Source organism: Nonomuraea sp. NPDC049784, from assembly GCF_040659615.1.
Lineage (GTDB): Bacteria > Actinomycetota > Actinomycetes > Streptosporangiales > Streptosporangiaceae > Nonomuraea.
The window spans coordinates 34,391-51,744 of the sequence record NZ_JBFAMX010000020.1 but is presented as its reverse complement, the minus strand read 5'-3'; the positions used below and the strand labels follow the sequence as shown (position 1 = coordinate 51,744).

The following is a 17,354-nucleotide window of genomic DNA, read 5'->3' as shown; positions in this document are numbered from 1 at the left end:
CCGCCGGAGCCGCCTCGTGGCGGACTGATCAGAGCCCGTGTGCCTCCGCCAGCAGCTCGGCCGAGCGCAGCCCCGCCTTCCTGTCGGGCGCGGAGAAGGCGACGATCAGCTCGTCGGCCCCGGCGTGCTCGGCGAACCGGTCGACATAGTCCTTGACCTCGGCCGGATCCCCGACGGCAGAGTATTTGGCCATCTGCACGATCTGCTGCCCAGCCGGAGACTCGAGGATCATGTCGGCCTCCTCCGTCGTGAACGTGCGCCCCCGCCCCAGGAACCTGGTCACCCTCTGCCGCTTCGAGGCCAGGAACTGCTCCTGCGCCTCCTGTGACGTCTCCGCCGCGATCACGTTGAGCGCGGCGATGACGTACGGCCGGTCGAGCTGCGCGGACGGCTTGAAGTCGCGCCGGTAGAGCGCCACGGCCTCCTCCAGCGCGGTGGGCGCGAAGTGGGAGGCGAACGCGTACGGGAGCCCCAGCGCGGCGGCGAGCTGGGCCCCGAACAAGGAGGAGCCCAGGATGTACAGGGGTACGTTCGTGCCCTTCCCAGGTGTGGCGTCCACGCCCGGGATCCGGGACTCGCCCGCGAGGTACCCCTGGAGCTCCAGAACGTCCTGCGGGAACGAGTCGGCGGACGACGGGGTGCGCCGCAGGGCGCGCATGGTCTGCTGGTCGCTGCCCGGCGCCCGGCCGAGGCCGAGGTCGATGCGTCCGGGATGCAGGGTTTCGAGGGTGCCGAACTGCTCGGCGATGGTCAGCGGGGAGTGGTTCGGGAGCATGACGCCGCCCGCCCCGAGGCGGATCGTCCGGGTATGGGCGGCGACATGGGCGATGAGCACGCTGGTCGCCGATGAGGCGATGCTGTCCATGTTGTGGTGCTCGGCGTACCAGACCCGCTGGTAGCCCAGTTCCTCGGCCCGCTGGGCCAGGGCCACGCTGGCGGCGAAGCTGTCGGCCGCCGTCTCGCCCTCGCCGATCATCGCCAGATCAAGGATGGACAGCGGCAGAGCCATGAGTACGCGCCTTTCGCCGAGCGGGTGTGACCTGGCACAGTGCAACAGCCGCCAAGGCGCGGTTATTTCACCGATGGGCCCCTTGACCGGGGCCCATCGGTTTTCAGGACGCCGTGCAGGTCACCGGCGACGGGATGCCGTTCTGACTGCTCCAACTGGCCACGAAGCCGAACGTGGTGGTCGCGCCGGCCGTCAGCGCGCCGTTCCAGTTGAGGTTCGTGACGGTGACGGTGCCGCTGCCCGAGAGGTTGCCGTTCCAGAGCTGCGAGATCGTCTGCCCGTTCGGGAACGTCCAGCCGACCTTCCAGCCGGAGATGGGGGACGAGCCCGTGTTCTTCACGGTCACCTCACCCTGGAAGCTGCCCTGCCACTGGCTCGTCACCTTGTACGTCGCCGCGCAGCCCGAGGGGCCCGTGGTCGGCGTCACAGTGGGAGTGACCGTCGGGGTCACCGTGGGGGTCACGGTCGGGGTCCCGGTGGGCGGTGGGGCGGCCATGGCGAGGTCGTACGCGCGCTGCGGTACGAACTGCCCCGCCGTCGCGATGCACCCGTCGGACTCTCCCGGCGGCTTGACCCAGAGGTAGGCGTCGATCGCCGAGTCACCCGTGTTGGTGGTGCTCCAGGTCCCGGTCGCACGGCCCGCCGGGTCGCACCACTCACTGCCCTGTGGCCCGTTGCCGTTGCGGCTGGTGTCGATGACCGCCTTCAGCTTGGACACGCCGGTCGCCGCGATGACGCTCTTCGCGTACGACACCAGCCCGGGCGTGGACCGGTAATTGGAGGTGTTGAGCGCGATGCCGTCGGCGCTGTTGGCCACGTCGGCCCCGGCCAGCCTCGAGGCAGCCTCCGAGGCGGACAGCCACGCGTCGTGCCCGATGTCGAAGTACACCTTCACCTGTGACGACGTGCCCTTGAGCTTCTTGCCCGCGTAGGCCATGGACGCCTTGACCTCCGCCTGCTGCGCGGAGCTCATGCAGTTCGTCATGATGGCCAGCGCGTCCGGCTCCAGCACGATCGTGGCGGGCCGGCCGCCGAGACCGGCCGCGATCTGGTCGATCCAGGCCCGGTACGACGCGTGGTCCGGCGCCCCGCCCGCGCTGGCTCCGCCGCAGTCGCGGTTCGGCATCTCGTACACGGCCAGGATGGGGATCTTGCCTGCCGCCGCGGCCGCGCCGACGTACGCGTCGACCTGGCTCCGTACGGTGGAGGGGTTGTACGTGGCGAACCACCTGCCCTGGGGCACGGCGGCGATGCGGTCCCTGATCACCGGGGTACGGCTGTCGCTGGGGTTCGCGGCGACCCACTTGACCGCGTTGGTCTGCGGATCCACGTAGAAAGCGGAGTCGGCGGCCGCGGCGGTGGTCGAGGAGAGGACGACCGACCCCGCCACGGCCATGGCGGCCGTCGCGAGGAGCACCGCCAGAACGGGCCTTCTGCGAGACATGAAATTCACTCCGTCCGTCATGTGGGAGCGCTCCCACCGGCATCCGGATCGTAGGCAGCCGTCACTGCCCGCTCAAAGACATCCGATCGCTGCCAACGGCATATGCCCAGGCCAGGGCCGCCTAGGTAGGTGAAACTTTCAAGCACGCCTCGAAGACCGCGGTCAGGCGGTCGACGTCGGCCGGGGTGGGCGTCTCGGGGCCGAGGCGGCGGCGCATGGCGCCGATGCCGAGAAAGACCGCCGTGGCCATGCGCGCCCTGGCGTGCGCGTCCGGGCCGGCGAGACGTTCCTCCAACGGGTTGAGCACGGCCGTGCGCAGACGTTCCTGAGCGACCGCCTGGACTTCGGGGTGGCCGGCCGAGCGCTCCAAGGTGCGCAGGATGGGGCTGTCCGGCGGGTGCTCCATGCGTTCGGCCGCGTATTCGGCCAGCCGCCGCGGCAGGCTCTCGGCGTCGCCGCCGAACAGGTCTCTGAAGCCAGGCTCGCCGTCCAGGACCGCGCCGAACAGGCCGGCCTTGGACCCGAAATAGCGCCCCACCAGGGCGATGTTGGCGTCCGCGGCCGCGGCGATCATCCGAACGGTCACCCGCTCGTACCCATGCTCGCCGAACAACGTGCGAGCCGCACGCAAGATCCGCTCGCGGGTGGCCTCGCGGTCGCGTGGCCTGGCGTCCGTCACCTGGGCGTCCATGCCCGCACTCTACTCAACGACCCCCCACTTGCCGCGCGGCTAGTAAACGCGCGTATACTCATTCGAGTAAAGCTGTAGTAAGGGGATGTGGTGTAGTGGTAGCGCAGGCTCAGGCCGCACCCCCCGCGAGGCGGCAGTACACCCACCGCGAAATCCTCGAGGTCATGTCCGGGCTCATGCTCGCGATGCTCACGTCGATGATCTCGACTTCGGTGGTGGGTACGGCACTGCCGACGATCGTGGGGGAACTGGGCGGTCAGAACCAGTACTCGTGGGTCGCTTCTGCGACCATGCTGACGATGACGGTCTCCACGCCGTTGTGGGGCAAGCTGTCAGACCTGTTCGGGCGCAAGCTTCTTTTCCAGACCGCCTTGGGGCTGTTCGTGGCGGCCTCTCTGGTGGCTGGTCTGTCCCAGGACATTGGGCAGCTCATCGCGGCGCGGGCCGTACAGGGCCTTGGCGTGGGTGGTTTGTCGGCACTCGCGCAGGTGATCTTGGGGGACATCGTCTCGCCCCGCGAGCGCGGCCGTTACTCCGGCTACATGGGTGCGGTCTTCGGGATCTCCACGGTCGCGGGGCCTTTGCTCGGCGGGTTCCTGGTGGACACCGACTGGCTCGGCTGGCGCTGGTGCTTCTACGTCGTGGTGCCCTTCGCGGTGGTGTCCTTCATCGTGATCCAGAAGGTGCTGAAGCTGCCGAAGGTCAAGCGGAGCACCTCTATCGACATTTGGGGCGCGACCACGATCACGGCCAGTGCGAGCTCGCTCATGCTGCTGCTGACGCTCGGCGGCGTCGAGTTCGAGTGGAACTCGTTCTGGACGTACTTCCTGGCGGCGCTCTGCCTGCTCATGGTGGCCCTGGCGGTGGTGGCGGAGCGGACAGCGCGTAACCCGATCCTGCCGCCGCGGCTGTTCCGCAACCGCACGTTCGTGCTCACCAGCATCGCCTCGCTGTTCGTCGGCATGTCGATGTTCGGCGCGATGATCTACCTGCCGCAGTATCTGCAGATCGTCAAGGGCCTCAGCCCGACCGAGTCCGGCCTGATGACGCTGCCCATGGTGGTGGCGCTGTTCCTGTCCGGCGTGATCTCCGGCAAGATCGTCACCCAGACCGGCCGGTGGAAGATCTTCCCGGTCGCGGGCCTGCTGATCGTGGCCCTCGGGCTGTTCATGCTGTCCAAGCTGCACGTCGACTCCAGCCAGTGGCTCATCGGCTTCGACGTGGCGGTGCTGGGCATCGGGCTCGGCCTGTCCATGCAGATGCTCATCCTGGCCGCCCAGAACGGCTCGGAGCTGCGTGACATGGCCTCGACCACGTCGGGCGTGTCGTTCTTCCGCTCGCTGGGCGGCGCCATCGGCGTGGCGGCGTTCGGCGCAATCCTGACGAACCGGCTCAAGGACGAGATGGCCGACATGCTCCGGGCCGCGCACATCGCGCTGCCCGGCGGCGGGGACGTCAAGCTCGGCAGCCCGGGAGCGATCCAGCAGCTTCCCGGGCCGATCAAGCACATCGTTCTGGAAGCGTTCACGCGGGGTCTGGAGACCGTGTTCATGGTGGGCGTGCCCATCGCGCTGATCGGGTTCGTGGCCACGATCTTCCTCAAGGAGCTGCCGCTGCGCGGTTCTTCGACGCCGCCCCCGGCGTCGAAGCCGCTCAGCAAGGACGACCTCGTCCTTGCCGGGCTGCTGCTCGAGCTCATCGCCCAGCGCATCGAGCGGGCGAACGGCGAACGCTCCGCGCTGCTCACCGCGGTCGCCCAGATGGCACCGCCGGACGACCGCACGGAACGCGAGCGGGCCAGGTCGGTCGCACACAGCGTGCTGCGGCCCACCTCACGCACCCTGATCGCCCAGGCCGCGCCCCCGCAGAAAGACCTCGTAACAGGAGGAATCTCACAATGATTCGCAAGTTCGTGGGCACCGTCGCGGCTGCCCTGGCCGTGCTGGCCGGGCTGTGGCTGATGATCTCGCCCTTCGCGCTCGGCACCCAGCCGGAGAACGCCGACTGGACGAACGCCACCCAATCCGAGTTCTTCAGCGGCCTAGGCGTGGCCGTCGTGGGCCTGATCGGCGCGATCTGCTTCGTGGCGGCCATCTACGAGGAGCTCGTGGTGCGGGGCCTGGTGGTCGTACGTCAGCGCCAGGCCGAGCCGGAGCCCGAGCCCGTGCCGGCGCCCCAGGCGTCGTCGGCCGAGCTGGCGAGCCTGCTTGCACCGCTCGTCGAGGCGCTGCGCCAGGACCTCAGCAACTCAGGTGAGCACCGCCGGAACGGCAAGGCTTCCCTGGTCGGAGTGGAGGAGAACCGATGAAGGCGAAACTGGGCGTTTCCGCCCTCGTTCTGCTGTTCCTGGGCGGCCTGTGGCTGGTCGCCGCGCCGTTCGCGGTCGGCTACCAGGCGAGGGGCGCGACCTACGTGGACGCGACGATCAACGACCTGTGGCTCGGCGGCTCGATCGCCGCGATCTCGTTCGTGTCTCTCGTGATCTACGCGGCCGACGCCCTGCGTGACCTGGCCCGCCGCGGCAAGCACGCCGACGCCTGACGCGAGAAGTGCCGTGTTCGGCGGTGACACAGACCCCGCGTGGGAGCAGCATCTGACTGGCAAGCTCCCAGCGGGGCAGTTCGAAATCGGCAAGGACGGCGCCGGCCTGCTCGTGGTCGGCTTCGACGGATCGGGCCCGAGCCGCAACGCGCTCGCGTACGCGGCCGGGCTCGCCCGGAGAGACAACGCCTCCCTGCTCATCGCTTTCGTGGAATCCCTCAACAGCGCAGCGCTGTGGTTCTTCGCCGGGTCGCCGATCATCCCCGACGCGGCGGCCGATCTGGGTGAGGATCTGCGGGACGAGTTGAAGGGCGCGGGCGTGCCATGGCAGTTCGTCAGCGTGCGCGGTGACGCGGCGCGCGAGCTGGAGACGCTGGCCAGCGCGCACATGGCCGACGCCATCGTGGTGGGGCGCTCGCGCTCGAATTGGCACGGTTCGGTGGCGGTCGGGCTTGCGAAAAGGGCTCGCCATACTGTGCTAATAGTGCCTTGAGCTGCTTGAACGTCGCATATGGTGGCGTGATGAAACGTGCTGCCGCCATGGCGTTCCTGGTGCTCGCCTCCGTTTCGTGCGGGATGCGGGCGCCTGCCACAACAGGCTCATCTTCCACGCTGCCCGCTCCCGCGCAACAGATGGCCGGCTCGGCCACGCCCGCGCCCGGTTCGACGGCTCCGCCGTCATTCAATGCGAAGGTCGCGAAGGTCTCCCGCGACCGCCTGCCGTATTCGTGGCGTCCCGGCTGCCCGGTCAACTACAGCGACCTGCGGCTGATCACGATGACGTACTGGGGCTTCGACAACAAGCCGCACACCGGGGAGCTGGTGGTGCGGAAGACGGTCACCGACGACATCGTGACCGTCTTCAGGAAGCTCTACAACTGGCGCTGGCCGATCCAGCAGATGAAGCTGGTGGACGCGTTCAAGGCCGACGACTTCGCCTCGATCGAAGCCAACAACACCTCGGCGTTCAACTGCCGCCAGGCGACCGGGTCCACTCACTGGTCCAAGCACGCGTACGGGGAAGCAATAGACATCAATCCCCTTGTTAACCCATACATAACTGCAAGTGGCGAAACGGCGCACAAAGCGTCCAGGAAGTTCACCAAGCGCCCTATGAGGGGGAAGGGCGTAATAAACCCTGGTGACAAGGTGGTAAAGGCCTTCGCCCAGGTCGGCTGGGAGTGGGGCGGCTATTGGTCGGGCGCCAAGGACCTACAGCATTTCAGCAAGGGCGGAGGCTGAGAGAATCACTCCATGGTGGCTAAGGACGGTGACGGCTGGACCGAGTGCTCCCAAGGCCACAGGCACTGGGGAGTGCACGGTGCCTCCGGGCTCCTCGTCGTGCACCATGACGACCTCGGTGTGCCGTACGTGCTCATGCAGAAGCGCTCCTGGTGGAGCCATCACGGCGGCACGTGGGGGCTGCCGGGCGGGGCGCGCGACAGCCACGAGGACGCCGTCACCAGCGCGCTGCGCGAGGCCATGGAAGAGGCGGCACTCGCCGACGACGGGCTGCGGGTGCAGGGCGTCTACCTCGACGATCACGGCGGGTGGGCGTTCGAGACGGTGATCGCCGAGTCGGCCGAGATGGTGGCCGCGGCGCCCGCCAACGGCGAGAGCAGCGAGCTGCGCTGGCTGCGGCTGCCGGAGGTCACCGACAGGCGGCTGCATCCCGGCTTCGCCGCGACCTGGGACGAGATCCAGGGAGAGATCCGGCCGGAGACCATCGTGCTCGACGTGGCCAACATCGTGGGCGCGCGGGCCGAGCACGGCTGGTGGAAGGACCGGCTCGGTGCCGCGACGCGGTTGGTCGAGGCCGTGTCGAAGCTGCGGCTGGCGCACCCCGTCCTGGCGCAGTGGTATCCGCGCGTCGTGGCGGTCGTGGAGGGCGCGGCCAGGAGCGTGCCTGCTGTGCCGGGGATTCAGGTGGTCGCGGCCACGGGGAGCGGGGACGACGCGATCGTGGACGTGGTGCGGCAGGCCAAACCGTGGGAACGCGTGCTCGTCGTCACCGCGGATCGCGGGCTCCGGGAACGGGTGCACGAGCTGGGCGCCGAGACCGTCGGCCCGAAGTGGCTGCTGTCACAACTCGACGAGTGACCGGGGGCTCAGCGAGCCTCACAGTTCCGCGCGGAGCACGTCGTCGAAGGCAGCCTTGAGTCCCGTCACGTCGAGCACGCGCTGCAGCACCCCGTGCACACCGACCAGGCGTAACGATCCGGCCTGCGCGGCGACCCGGCGCTGGTGCTCCACCAGCGCCCACAGGCCGCTGGAATCGCAGAACTCCAGCTCCCTCGTGTCGATGACGACCCTCACACGCCCCTCGGCGAGGAGCCTGACCAGGCACTCCCTGAGCTGCGGGGCGGTGAGTTTGTCCAGGTCACCGTCGAGGCGCACGAGCGCCGCCGTGTCGCCGCGCTCCACCTCAACGTTGAGATCCGCCACCTCCTGAACGTACACCGCTGCCACTGCAGCCGCTATCGTGGTTTCCGCACAGGAGGGTTCGCATAGTGGACGAGTGCAGCCGCCTTGAAAGCGGCCAGGTCAGCGATGGCCTCGTGGGTTCGAATCCCACACCCTCCGCTCACTCGCGGGTCCCCGCGAAGCCGTCGCCCACATAGGCGGCGAGCTGCAGATAGGCGTCCCTGGCCGGCTCCTGGAGCCGGTCCAGGTCGATCTCCGCGCCCTCCTCCAGATGCGGGTCGTACGGCACGCGGATCACCGCGCGGCACCTGGCGGCGAAATGGGCCTCCAGCTTTTTGATGTCGACCGCGGACTTCGAGCGCGGCCGGACGCTGCACAGCACCACGGTCGCGTTCTTCACCAGGTCGCCGTAGTGGTGCGCCTCCAGCCAGTCGAGCGTCGCCGAGGCCGCCCTGGCGCCGTCCACGGACGGGGAGCTGACCAGCACGATCTGGTCGGCCAGCCCGAGCACGCCGCCCATCGCGGAGTGGAGCAGGCCTGTGCCGCAGTCGGTGATGCAGATCGAGTAGAAGTTCTCCAGCACCTGGGAGACGGCCTGGTAGTCGGCCGCGCTGAACGCCTCGGAGACCGACGGGTCGCGGTCGGAGGCGAGCACCTCAAGCCGCGAGGGCGCCTGCGAGGTGAACGCCCTGATGTCGACGTAGCGCTTGACCTGGTCACGCTCGTTGAGCAGGTCGCGCACGGTGGCCGAGGTCTCCAGGACGAGCTTGTCGGACAGGGTGCCTCTGTCGGGGTTGGCGTCCACGGCGATGACGCGGTCGCCGCGCATCTGGGCCAGGGTGGCGCCGAGACCGACCGTGGTCGTGGTCTTGCCCACGCCGCCCTTCAGGCTCAGCACGGCCACGCGGTGATGACCGGCGGTGACCGGCGTGCGGGCCCTGGTCACCAGCTCGCGCCGACGGCGTACCTCCGGGGGCTCGCCCGGCTTGATCCAGCCTCCGGACGCCTTGTAGACGATGCGGCGCCAGCCCTTGGAGGGGGCGTTACGCCGGCCGCGTAGCAGGGACTCCGGGTCCAGGCTGTCCGCGGTCGGACGTCCGGTGACCGGGGGCCGCGGCGGGGCCGTGAACACCGGGACCGGGGCCGGGTGACGGCGCCGCTGCGTGGGCGGCGGGATCTCCCGCTCCGCGGGGCGCCACTCGTGCTGCTCGGTCCACTGCGGGCGTTCCTGCTGATGAGGACGCTCGGGCGGCTGGAGATGCTCGGGCTCGTGAGGACGCTCAAGCTGGTGGGGAGGCTCCTCCAGCGAAGGACGCTCCTGCTGGAGCGGGTCGGCCCACGACGGCGCCTCCTGCTTGGACTCCGCCCACGACAGTGTCTCGTGCTTGGACGACTCCGCCCACGACGGCCCCTCCGACTTGGCCGGCTCCGCCCATGACGGCGCCTCCGGCTCGGTCCATGAAGGCCGTTCCTCGGGCTCGGTGTGCTGGGGGCGCTCGTCCCCCTGCGAGGTGTCCCGCTCCGTCCACTGAGGAGGCTGGATCGTCGGAAGGGTGTCCGACGGCTCCGGCCACTGCGGCCGCTCGTTCTTCGGAGAGGTCTCCGCCCAGGCGTCCTCCTCGTCGTCCTCCTCCTCGGCGGATTCGTCTTCGGCGGAGGACGCCTCCGGCTCCTCGGTGACCGGCTCGGGCGCGCGCGCCCACTCGGGCACCGTCGACCAGGTGGCATCCTCCTCGCCGGGGGCCTGCTCAGAGGTCTCGGGCGGGGTGAACGACAGCGTGTACGTGTCGGTGTCGTCAGGACGCGGCAACGGCTTCAGCGGAGCGTGGAACGGGTCGTCGTCCACGCTGGGCGGCAAAGTCGCCGGCTCCTTCGTGGGCGTGCTGGCCTCGCCGAGCCACTCAGCCGCCTCGGTCTCGCCCTCAGGGAGGTCCTCGGCCGCCGCGGCGCCGTACACGGAGTCGACGGCCGCGCGGAACAATGGCGGCGTCGGCGTGTCGTGCTGCGCGGGGACGAGCCTCCACGGGTCCTGGGGGTACGGCGAGGCGACCGCCTCGTCAGCAACAGCTGTCGAGGCGGTGACCGGGACGGGGGCCTCCTCCGTCTCCTTGATCGCGTCGAGCCAGGCCAGCTGTTCCTCTAGCGATTCCTCGCGATCGTGTCTTGCCACCGTGTTCCCCCTCGGGTGGGTCTAAAGGGGCAGCAAATACCTTGCAGGTTAACGCCATGGGCTACCGCGGAGCCCGGCAACCCACAACTTCTTTGCCCAGCTACCGTAGTTCGCATGCGAGCCATTGAGATCGCCGAGCCGGGCGGACCCGAGGTATTGGTGTGGCGAGAGGTGCCGGAGCCGCGTGTCGAGCGTGGTGACGTGCTCATCGATGTGGCCGCTTCGGCGGTGAACCGGGCCGATGTCATGCAGAGACAGGGATTTTACGATCCGCCGCCCGGCGCGCCGCCGTACCCGGGGCTGGAGGTCTCCGGCGTGGTGGCCGAGGTCGGCGCGGACGTCGAGCACTTCAAGCCGGGTGACGAGGTCTGCGCCCTGCTGGCAGGCGGCGGTTACGCTGAGCGCGTAGCCGTGCCCTGGCAGCAGGTCATGCCGGTGCCTGATGGGGTGCCGCTGGTGGAGGCCGCCGCGCTGCCGGAGGTGGCGTGCACGGTGTGGTCCAACGTCTTCATGGTCGGGCGGCTGCGCAAGGGCGAGACGCTCCTGGTGCACGGCGGCGCCAGCGGGATCGGCACGTTCGCGGTGCAGCTGGCCAAGGCGCTCGGCTCGTACGTCGTCGCGACCGTCGGCACGGCGGACAAGGGCGAGCGCGTCAGGCAGCTCGGGGCGGACGAGGTCATCAACTACCGCGAGGAAGACTTCGCCGACAAGGTACGCGCGGACGTGATCCTCGACATCATGGGCGCCAAATACCTCGCAGGAAACGTCCGGGCGCTCCGCACCGGCGGGCGGCTGGTGATCATCGGGCTGCAGGGCGGTCGCAAGGCCGAGATCGACCTGGGGGCCCTGCTCGCCAAGCGCGCCGCCGTCCACGGCACTACGCTCCGCTCGCGTCCCGTGGACGAGAAGGGCGTCATCGTGCGTAGTCTCGTGGACAACGTATGGCCCCTCGTCAGCGCGGGGGCGGTGCGTCCTGTGGTGCACGCGAGAGTGCCGATGTCAGACGCCGCCGAAGCGCACCGAATGTTGGATTCGGGGGAGCACGTCGGCAAGATCCTGCTAGTACGGTGAGTGTTATGAATGCTGAGGACAACAACACCCCCCACATCGTGGTGGTGGGCCCTGACTTCCAAGGCCAGGGCGATAGCGGTGAAGATGATCGATCGGTCACGAACCTGGTCGAGCAGCCCGCCAAGGTGATGCGCATCGGCAGCATGATCAGGCAGCTCCTCGACGAGGTCCGGGCGGCTCCCCTCGATGAGGCCAGCCGCAAGCGGTTGAAGGAGATCCACGAGTCCTCCATCAAGGAGCTCGAGGACGGTCTGGCGCCGGAGTTGGTCGACGAGCTGGAGCGCCTGTCGCTGCCGTTCACCGAGGAGAACGGCGCGCCGCCGAGCGAGGCGGAGCTGCGGATCGCGCACGCCCAGCTGGTCGGTTGGCTCGAAGGGTTGTTCCACGGCATCCAGACCACGCTGTTCGCGCAGCAGATGGCCGCCCGTGCCCAGTTGGAGCAGATGCGCAGGGCGCTGCCCGGCGTGCCGCAGGGCGACGACCAGCAGCACCGGCCGCCCGGCGGCTCGGGCCCCTACCTGTAGCGGCGCACGCGCCTGCTGCGGGATAGTCGCCGAACGCAGCTATCCGTAGAGGCGCTCGATCACCTGCGCGACGCCGTCGTCGTCGTTGGCCGCGGTCACGTGATCGACCGCCGCCAGCACGGCCGGATGCGCGTTCGCGACCGCGTACGACCTGCCTGCCCAGCTCAGCATGGGCAGGTCGTTCGGCATGTCACCGAACGCGATCGCCTCGGAAGGCTTGATCTGGTGCTGCGCGGCGAGCGCCGCCAGGGCCGACGCCTTCGTCACGCCCTGAGCGCTCATCTCGATCAGGCCCCTGCGACTGGAGTGGGTCGCGGTCACCAGATGGCCCACCAGCTCGTGCACGGTGGCCTGTAGCTCGTCCACGTCCATGGCGGGGTGCAGAGCCAGCAACTTCGCGCATGGACGCGTGGTCACGGAGTCGACGCGTACCGCTCGAGCCTGCTTGTCCAAGCCGCCGAGCAGGAAATCGGACTCATGCGCAAAACCCACTTCATACTCGACCGAAAATACGAGATCGGACACGTTCGCTCTTAGCTGATCGACGACTTCCGCAAGCACGTCCACCGCGATCAGGTGAGATTCAACTATCCGTTCGGTATGGAGATCGTAGATCAGTGCTCCGTTCGCACAGATCGCGAGCCCGTGGTGACGTACGGCACCCGCGACCTCGCCCATCCACCGGGGCGGGCGCCCCGTCACGAACACGAGCACGGCTCCCGATTCCTCGACTTTGCCGAAGGCTGTGACCGTGCGGGGAGACACGGTTCCGTCGGTGCGCAACGCGGTTCCGTCGAGGTCGGTGGCCACTAGACGGGGTGTGGGAAGGCTCTGCATAACAGGTTCCAGTTTGCCTGGTGATGTCGCGTGGCAGAAATCTTCGTAGGTAGGGGAACACCAACGCGCCAGAATGGTGTTAGATGTGATGGCGTTGTATTAGCTGATCCCGTAGTGAAAACCAGCATGACTTTGTCTGAGCCACCCCGGGTGCTTGCTGTACGACACACCGGGACCCACGAGGTGTGGGTCCCATAGATTCACATCCTGAGGGAGAGCTTTTATGGCTCAGGGAACCGTCAAGTGGTTCAACGCCGAGAAGGGCTTCGGCTTCATCGCCCCGGACGGCGGTGCGCCGGACGTGTTCGTGCACTTCTCCGAGATCGTCGGCAACGGCTACCGCAGCCTTGAAGACGGCCAGCGGGTCGAGTTCGAGATCACGCAGGGCCAGAAGGGGCCGCAGGCCTCTCAGGTCCGAGCCATCTGACCTGTAGCAGCGAGACAGACCGGGGTTCGCTTCCAGCGGGCCTCGGTCTTTTGCTTGTTCCAGGTTGGTCACGGCCGCGAACCTTCTCCGCTTTCCGGCCATCCACCTCTACATGAGGTACGCCTGGTTATGTCACCCCGTGACCGTTGCCGGGGTTTTCGTGCTCTTGGTCAACGACCACCTGCTCAAGCAGGCCTGGCCCGGGTTCGTCACGGGCAAGCTCAGCGACGTCGCGGGACTCGTCGTGGCTCCCGCGCTGGTGGCGTTGCTCTTCTGGCGACGGGCCGACCTGGCGGCGACCGTACTGACCGGGGTGCTCTTCACGCTCGTGAAGGCCACGGAGACGGGCGCTGAGCTGGCTTCCCATGCTTGGACCCTCGTGGCGGGCCCATCGCGCGTCCTGGCCGATCCCACGGACCTCCTCGCCCTGCCCGCGCTCGCCCTGGCCTGGTGGGTACGGCGCCGCAGCCTGGAGTCGGACTCCGCCCAGTGGCGGGTCATCGTCACGATGCCGCTGGCCGTGCTCGCCGTAACCGCCACATCGGCCGCGCCCATGCCCACTGCCGGTTCCGTCGAGGTGGACGGAGACCGGATCATCGTCCACGTGCGGGACGGCTTCGCACGGATCTCCGAGGACGGCGGGGTCACCTGGTCGGAGAGCGACGCCTGGTCGCAAGAGAAGAGGCCCCTCCAGAGCGCCGCCTGCGTGCCCATGCACGCCACGCGGTGCTATCGAGTGGTGCCCAACAGGATGGCCATCGAGCAGTCCGACAACGGCGGCAAGACGTGGGGCCCGTCGTGGGCGTTGGCCGGGGATGACTACGAGCGGCTCAACAGGCGGTACTCGCGGAGGGACGGGCGAGCCTCGATGGCGCTGGCCGTGCAGGCCCGTCCGGGCGGGCACGTCGTGGTCGTCGCGAACGGCGTGGACGGCATCCTGGTCCGCGACGTGTCCGGCGAATGGCGGCGAGTCGGCTGGCCGGGCTCGCCGGAGATCGACGCGGTGGACCTTTCCCCGGAGCGCAACGTCGCGCTCTTCCTGGCCGCGTGCATGCTGTTCGGCGGCGTCGGAGCGGGGCTGGGCAAGTTCAACCGCGCATATATGGGCTTCGCGGCTGCCGCCTCCCTGGGCGTGCTCACCGCGCTCACCGGCTGGACGGCGACGTGGTCGATGGATTCCGACGTGGACATGGCGCCCGTCCTGACCCTCATCGGCATGATCGCGGCCCTGACAGGCGGCGTGGTGTGCTTCGTGCTGACCTTCGCGGGCCGGGCGCGACCTGTTCCCGTCGCCGTCGGAGCGCTGGCCGCACCACTCGTATACGCGGGCGTCTACACGCCCTTCTACGGCTGGTCACAGGGCACCCCGGACGCGTACTGGGTGGCTGTCGCGCTGGCCGTGCTGCTGACCGGTCTCGTGGTGCTCGGGGGCGCCGTCCTCGTCAGGAACGACGCCCGCCGGGCTTACTTGGACGGCTCCAGCACGTCGAGGCCCACGTAGGGCCGCAGCGCCTTGGGAACCACCACCGAGCCGTCGGCCTGCTGGTGGTTCTCCAGGATCGCGACGATCCAGCGCGTGGTGGCCAGCGTGCCGTTGAGTGTGGCCACGTGCTGCGGCTTGCCGTCCTTGTCGCGGTAGCGGACGGCGAGCCGGCGTGCCTGGAACTCCGTGCAGTTGGAGGTCGAGGTCAGCTCGCGGTAACGGCCCTGGGTGGGGATCCACGCCTCGCAGTCGAACTTGCGGGCCGCCGACATGCCGAGATCGCCCGCCGCCGTGTCGATGATCCGGTACGGCACCTCGATCTTGGCCAGCATCTCCTTCTCCCAGGCGAGCAGGCGCAGGTGCTCCTCGTGGGCGTCCTCGGGACGCACGTACGAGAACATCTCGACCTTGTCGAACTGGTGGACCCGGATGATGCCCCTGGTGTCCTTGCCGTACGAGCCGGCCTCGCGGCGGAAGCACGACGACCAGCCCGCGTAGCGCAGCGGCAGCTCGCCGCCGTCGAGGATCTCCTGGGCGTGGTAGCCGGCCATGGACACCTCCGACGTGCCGACGAGGTAGAGGTCGTCCTCGGGGAGGCGGTAGATCTCCTTGTCGTGGGCCACGTGGAAGCCGGTGCCCTGCATGGTCTCCGGCTTGACGAGCACCGGCGTGATCATCGGCGTGAACCCGGCCTCGATGGCCTGCTGCATGGCCATGTTGAGCAGGCCGAGCTGCAGGCGGGCGCCGACACCCCTGAGGAAGAAGAACCGCGAGCCGGACACCTTGGCGCCCCGCTCCATGTCGATGGCGCCGAGCGCCTCGCCCAGCTCCAGGTGGTCCTTGGGCTCGAAGTCGAACACCCGAGGCTCGCCGTACGTCTCGAGCACGACATAGTCGTCCTCTCCGCCCTCCGGCGCACCCTCCTCGACGATGTTGGGCACCGCCTGAAGGAGCTCGTCGAGCTCGGCCCCGAGCTTCTCCGCCTCCGCCTCGGCCGCCTTGACCTGGCTCGCGAGATCCTTGGCGCGCTGGAGCAGCGCGGCCTTCTCCTCGCCCTGCGCCTTGGAGACCGACTTGCCCATGCTCTTCTGCTCGGCGCGTATGGACTCGAACGAGGTCAGCGCGGATCGACGGCGCTCGTCGAGCTCGAGCAGCGTGTCGACGACGGAGTCGTCCTCACCGCGGGCACGCTGCGACGCCCGTAGCCGGTCGGGATCCTCACGAAGGGTACGCAGGTCAATCACAAGCCAAAGGCTACCGGCGCGCGGCAGCAACTCGCCCCCGGATTACCGCGTACACGCGCTCTTGCCTGGGAGCGCGCCCCGCAGCGCCTCAGACCTTGCCTGTGCGGATGCGCGCGAGCCAGTCTCCCGCCTCGGCGAACTCGGGATCGGACGTGCCCCGCTTGATCTGCGGCGCGATCCCGTCGGCCCGCGGGTAGCTGCCGAGGAAGCGCACCTCACCGCAGATGCGGTGCAGCCCGGCGATGGCCTCCCCGACCCTGGCGTCGGCGATGTGGCCCTCGAAGTCGAAGTGGAAGAAGTAGCGCCCGATGCCGTCGCCGGTCGGCCGCGACTCGATGCGCGTCAGGTTGACCCCGCGCACGGAGAACTCCGTCAGCATCTCCAGCAGCGCGCCCGGGTGGTCGTCGGCGAGGAAGACGACCAGCGTGGTGCGGTCGGAACCGGTCGGCTCGGGCAGTGTGCCCGGGCGGCTCACCTTGATGAACCTGGTCACGGTGTCGGACCTGTCGCCGATGTCGGCGACGAGCTGCACCAGCCCGTAGTGCTCTCCGGCGATGCGGGCGGCGATGGCGGCGTCGTACGGCGAGCTGGGCAGCGAGACCTCCTGGGCCGCCGCCGCGGTCGAAGGAGCGGCCACCACGACGGCTTCGGGCAGCTCACGCGCGACGAAGGCGCGGCACTGGGTGATCGCCGCGGGATGCGTGTAGACCCGCTTGATGTGAGGGATCTCGGTGCCGGGCCTGGCCAGCAGCGAGAACTGCACCGGCAGCAGCAGCTCGGCCGTGATCAGCAACGGCTCGCCCCAGGCGAACTCGTCGAGTGTCGTGGTGATCGCACCCTCGATGGAGTTTTCCAGCGGCACGACGGCGCCGTCGGCGTCGCCGGCGCGGGCGGCGGTGAGCGCGGCGCTCACGGTCGCGCAGGGCAGACGCTCGGCCGTCGGGTCGAGGAGCCGCAGGGCCTCTTCGGTGAAGGTCCCTTCCGGTCCGAGATAGGCGAGTCTGGGCATGTATCAAGAGTATCCGCAGGTGGACCGCCCATGTGCCCTTTCGGCGCGGAGCGTGTCTACAGCGGCTCCGAAGCCCGGGACGGGATCATCGGCCCGAGCCCCAGCCTGGCCGCCCGTACCGCCTCTTCCTCCTCCGGCGACAGGGGCTCCCGCCCTTTCCCGCCCACCACGGGCCGGATGTACGTACGTGTCTCACTCCGCCCGTTGATCGAGGTCAGCACGATGCCGTCACCGAGCCCGTTGATCATCGCCACCGAGAACGACAGCCGCCCGGTCATCTCGGAGAGCGCGTCGTACCGGCAGACGGCCACGTCCCTGATGGCCTTGAGATCCCCCATGCCGTCGCTGATCTGCCGGGAGAGCATCCGCCGGCAGTCCTCCACGAGCGCTCTGGCCTGCTGGAGCGCCCTATACCCGATGAAGACGCCACTCACCCCGGCGACGACGCCCACGATCATCCATGTGGTAACGAGCACGGCA

19 protein-coding genes and 1 tRNA gene are annotated in these 17,354 nt (G+C 68.8%); 11 read left to right on the top strand and 9 right to left on the bottom strand.

The window, feature by feature from the left end; translation table 11 throughout:
* Positions 1-28: 28 nt before the first annotated feature.
* The 3 genes from AB0J09_RS08050 to AB0J09_RS08040 form a co-directional block, all read right to left on the bottom strand.
* Entirely contained in the window at positions 29-1,009 is a 981-nt protein-coding gene (locus AB0J09_RS08050; RefSeq protein WP_360686982.1) for an LLM class flavin-dependent oxidoreductase, read from the bottom strand.
* Positions 1,010-1,112: 103 nt separating this feature from the next.
* Positions 1,113-2,453 (bottom strand): glycoside hydrolase family 6 protein, encoded by a 1,341-nt coding sequence (locus AB0J09_RS08045; RefSeq protein WP_360686979.1) that lies wholly within the window; start codon positions 2,451-2,453, stop codon positions 1,113-1,115.
* A gap of 121 nt (positions 2,454-2,574) precedes the next feature.
* Complete coding sequence (locus AB0J09_RS08040; RefSeq protein ID WP_360686976.1) at positions 2,575-3,144, bottom strand: TetR family transcriptional regulator; 570 nt, start codon at positions 3,142-3,144, stop codon at positions 2,575-2,577.
* A gap of 95 nt (positions 3,145-3,239) precedes the next feature.
* Here AB0J09_RS08040 and AB0J09_RS08035 point away from each other — a divergent pair, with 95 nt between their 5' ends.
* The 6 genes from AB0J09_RS08035 to AB0J09_RS08010 are packed head-to-tail and all read left to right on the top strand — an operon-like array spanning position 3,240 to position 7,785.
* Positions 3,240-5,045, top strand: coding sequence for an MDR family MFS transporter (locus AB0J09_RS08035; protein WP_360686973.1), 1,806 nt, complete (start codon positions 3,240-3,242; stop codon positions 5,043-5,045).
* Positions 5,042-5,452: a hypothetical protein gene (locus tag AB0J09_RS08030; protein WP_360686971.1), complete on the top strand. Its 411-nt coding sequence runs from the start codon at positions 5,042-5,044 to the stop codon at positions 5,450-5,452. The genes AB0J09_RS08035 and AB0J09_RS08030 overlap by 4 nt, the downstream gene beginning before the upstream one ends.
* Positions 5,449-5,685 (top strand): hypothetical protein, encoded by a 237-nt coding sequence (locus AB0J09_RS08025; protein WP_360686968.1) that lies wholly within the window; start codon positions 5,449-5,451, stop codon positions 5,683-5,685. Before AB0J09_RS08030 ends, AB0J09_RS08025 begins: the two co-directional genes overlap by 4 nt.
* Positions 5,686-5,698: 13 nt before the next feature.
* Positions 5,699-6,178 carry a universal stress protein gene (locus AB0J09_RS08020; RefSeq protein WP_360686965.1) on the top strand — a complete coding sequence of 160 codons (480 nt, stop codon included), beginning with the start codon at positions 5,699-5,701 and terminating at the stop codon, positions 6,176-6,178.
* 5 nt (positions 6,179-6,183) lie between these two features.
* Complete coding sequence (locus AB0J09_RS08015) at positions 6,184-6,927, top strand: M15 family metallopeptidase (RefSeq protein WP_360686962.1); 744 nt, start codon at positions 6,184-6,186, stop codon at positions 6,925-6,927.
* Positions 6,928-6,939: 12 nt separating this feature from the next.
* On the top strand, positions 6,940-7,785 hold the full coding sequence (locus tag AB0J09_RS08010) for an NUDIX domain-containing protein (protein ID WP_360686959.1): 846 nt from the start codon (positions 6,940-6,942) through the stop codon (positions 7,783-7,785).
* A gap of 18 nt (positions 7,786-7,803) precedes the next feature.
* Here AB0J09_RS08010 and AB0J09_RS08005 read toward each other — a convergent pair whose 3' ends face one another.
* Positions 7,804-8,130, bottom strand: coding sequence for an STAS domain-containing protein (locus AB0J09_RS08005; RefSeq protein WP_360686956.1), 327 nt, complete (start codon positions 8,128-8,130; stop codon positions 7,804-7,806).
* A 51-nt stretch (positions 8,131-8,181) separates the two neighbouring features.
* On the opposite strand from AB0J09_RS08005, the gene AB0J09_RS08000 reads away from it, so the two are divergent.
* Positions 8,182-8,268: transfer RNA gene (locus tag AB0J09_RS08000), tRNA-Ser, on the top strand.
* A gap of 1 nt (position 8,269) precedes the next feature.
* Here AB0J09_RS08000 and AB0J09_RS07995 read toward each other — a convergent pair.
* Complete coding sequence (locus AB0J09_RS07995) at positions 8,270-10,279, bottom strand: AAA family ATPase (protein ID WP_360686953.1); 2,010 nt, start codon at positions 10,277-10,279, stop codon at positions 8,270-8,272.
* Between the two features lie 114 nt (positions 10,280-10,393).
* Here AB0J09_RS07995 and AB0J09_RS07990 point away from each other — a divergent pair, with 114 nt between their 5' ends.
* Both AB0J09_RS07990 and AB0J09_RS07985 read left to right on the top strand, forming a co-directional pair.
* Positions 10,394-11,350 (top strand): NAD(P)H-quinone oxidoreductase, encoded by a 957-nt coding sequence (locus tag AB0J09_RS07990; protein ID WP_360686950.1) that lies wholly within the window; start codon positions 10,394-10,396, stop codon positions 11,348-11,350.
* Between the two features lie 5 nt (positions 11,351-11,355).
* Positions 11,356-11,874: a bacterial proteasome activator family protein gene (locus AB0J09_RS07985; RefSeq protein WP_360686948.1), complete on the top strand. Its 519-nt coding sequence runs from the start codon at positions 11,356-11,358 to the stop codon at positions 11,872-11,874.
* Positions 11,875-11,913: 39 nt separating this feature from the next.
* On the opposite strand, the gene AB0J09_RS07980 is transcribed toward AB0J09_RS07985, so the two are convergent.
* Positions 11,914-12,684 (bottom strand): HAD family hydrolase, encoded by a 771-nt coding sequence (locus AB0J09_RS07980; protein ID WP_360686945.1) that lies wholly within the window; start codon positions 12,682-12,684, stop codon positions 11,914-11,916.
* A 250-nt stretch (positions 12,685-12,934) separates the two neighbouring features.
* Here AB0J09_RS07980 and AB0J09_RS07975 point away from each other — a divergent pair, with 250 nt between their 5' ends.
* Positions 12,935-13,138 carry a cold-shock protein gene (locus AB0J09_RS07975; RefSeq protein ID WP_043619750.1) on the top strand — a complete coding sequence of 68 codons (204 nt, stop codon included), beginning with the start codon at positions 12,935-12,937 and terminating at the stop codon, positions 13,136-13,138.
* A gap of 112 nt (positions 13,139-13,250) precedes the next feature.
* On the top strand, positions 13,251-14,639 hold the full coding sequence (locus AB0J09_RS07970) for a hypothetical protein (protein ID WP_360686942.1): 1,389 nt from the start codon (positions 13,251-13,253) through the stop codon (positions 14,637-14,639).
* On the opposite strand, the gene serS is transcribed toward AB0J09_RS07970, so the two are convergent.
* The 3 genes from serS to AB0J09_RS07955 form a co-directional block, all read right to left on the bottom strand.
* Positions 14,603-15,865, bottom strand: a complete 1,263-nt coding sequence (gene serS, locus AB0J09_RS07965) for a serine--tRNA ligase (protein WP_360686939.1) — start codon at positions 15,863-15,865, stop codon at positions 14,603-14,605. The genes AB0J09_RS07970 and serS overlap by 37 nt on opposite strands.
* Before the next feature lie 88 nt (positions 15,866-15,953).
* Positions 15,954-16,874, bottom strand: a complete 921-nt coding sequence (gene pheA / locus AB0J09_RS07960; protein WP_360686936.1) for a prephenate dehydratase — start codon at positions 16,872-16,874, stop codon at positions 15,954-15,956.
* 56 nt (positions 16,875-16,930) lie between these two features.
* Positions 16,931-17,350, bottom strand: a complete 420-nt coding sequence (locus tag AB0J09_RS07955; protein ID WP_360686933.1) for a DUF4446 family protein — start codon at positions 17,348-17,350, stop codon at positions 16,931-16,933.
* Between the last annotated feature and the right edge of the window lie 4 nt (positions 17,351-17,354).

What these genes read in the sequence shown, in the direction of transcription:
- AB0J09_RS08050 (WP_360686982.1), bottom strand. Translation starts at nt 1,009, where the DNA reads ATGGCTCTGCCGCTGTCCATCCTTGATCTGGCGATGATCGGCGAGGGC.
- AB0J09_RS08045 (WP_360686979.1), bottom strand. Translation starts at nt 2,453, where the DNA reads ATGTCTCGCAGAAGGCCCGTTCTGGCGGTGCTCCTCGCGACGGCCGCC.
- AB0J09_RS08040 (WP_360686976.1), bottom strand. Translation starts at nt 3,144, where the DNA reads ATGGACGCCCAGGTGACGGACGCCAGGCCACGCGACCGCGAGGCCACC.
- AB0J09_RS08030 (WP_360686971.1), top strand. Translation starts at nt 5,042, where the DNA reads ATGATTCGCAAGTTCGTGGGCACCGTCGCGGCTGCCCTGGCCGTGCTG.
- AB0J09_RS08025 (WP_360686968.1), top strand. Translation starts at nt 5,449, where the DNA reads ATGAAGGCGAAACTGGGCGTTTCCGCCCTCGTTCTGCTGTTCCTGGGC.
- AB0J09_RS08010 (WP_360686959.1), top strand. Translation starts at nt 6,940, where the DNA reads ATGGTGGCTAAGGACGGTGACGGCTGGACCGAGTGCTCCCAAGGCCAC.
- AB0J09_RS07990 (WP_360686950.1), top strand. Translation starts at nt 10,394, where the DNA reads ATGCGAGCCATTGAGATCGCCGAGCCGGGCGGACCCGAGGTATTGGTG.
- AB0J09_RS07985 (WP_360686948.1), top strand. Translation starts at nt 11,356, where the DNA reads ATGAATGCTGAGGACAACAACACCCCCCACATCGTGGTGGTGGGCCCT.
- AB0J09_RS07975 (WP_043619750.1), top strand. Translation starts at nt 12,935, where the DNA reads ATGGCTCAGGGAACCGTCAAGTGGTTCAACGCCGAGAAGGGCTTCGGC.
- AB0J09_RS07970 (WP_360686942.1), top strand. Translation starts at nt 13,251, where the DNA reads ATGAGGTACGCCTGGTTATGTCACCCCGTGACCGTTGCCGGGGTTTTC.
- pheA (WP_360686936.1), bottom strand. Translation starts at nt 16,874, where the DNA reads ATGCCCAGACTCGCCTATCTCGGACCGGAAGGGACCTTCACCGAAGAG.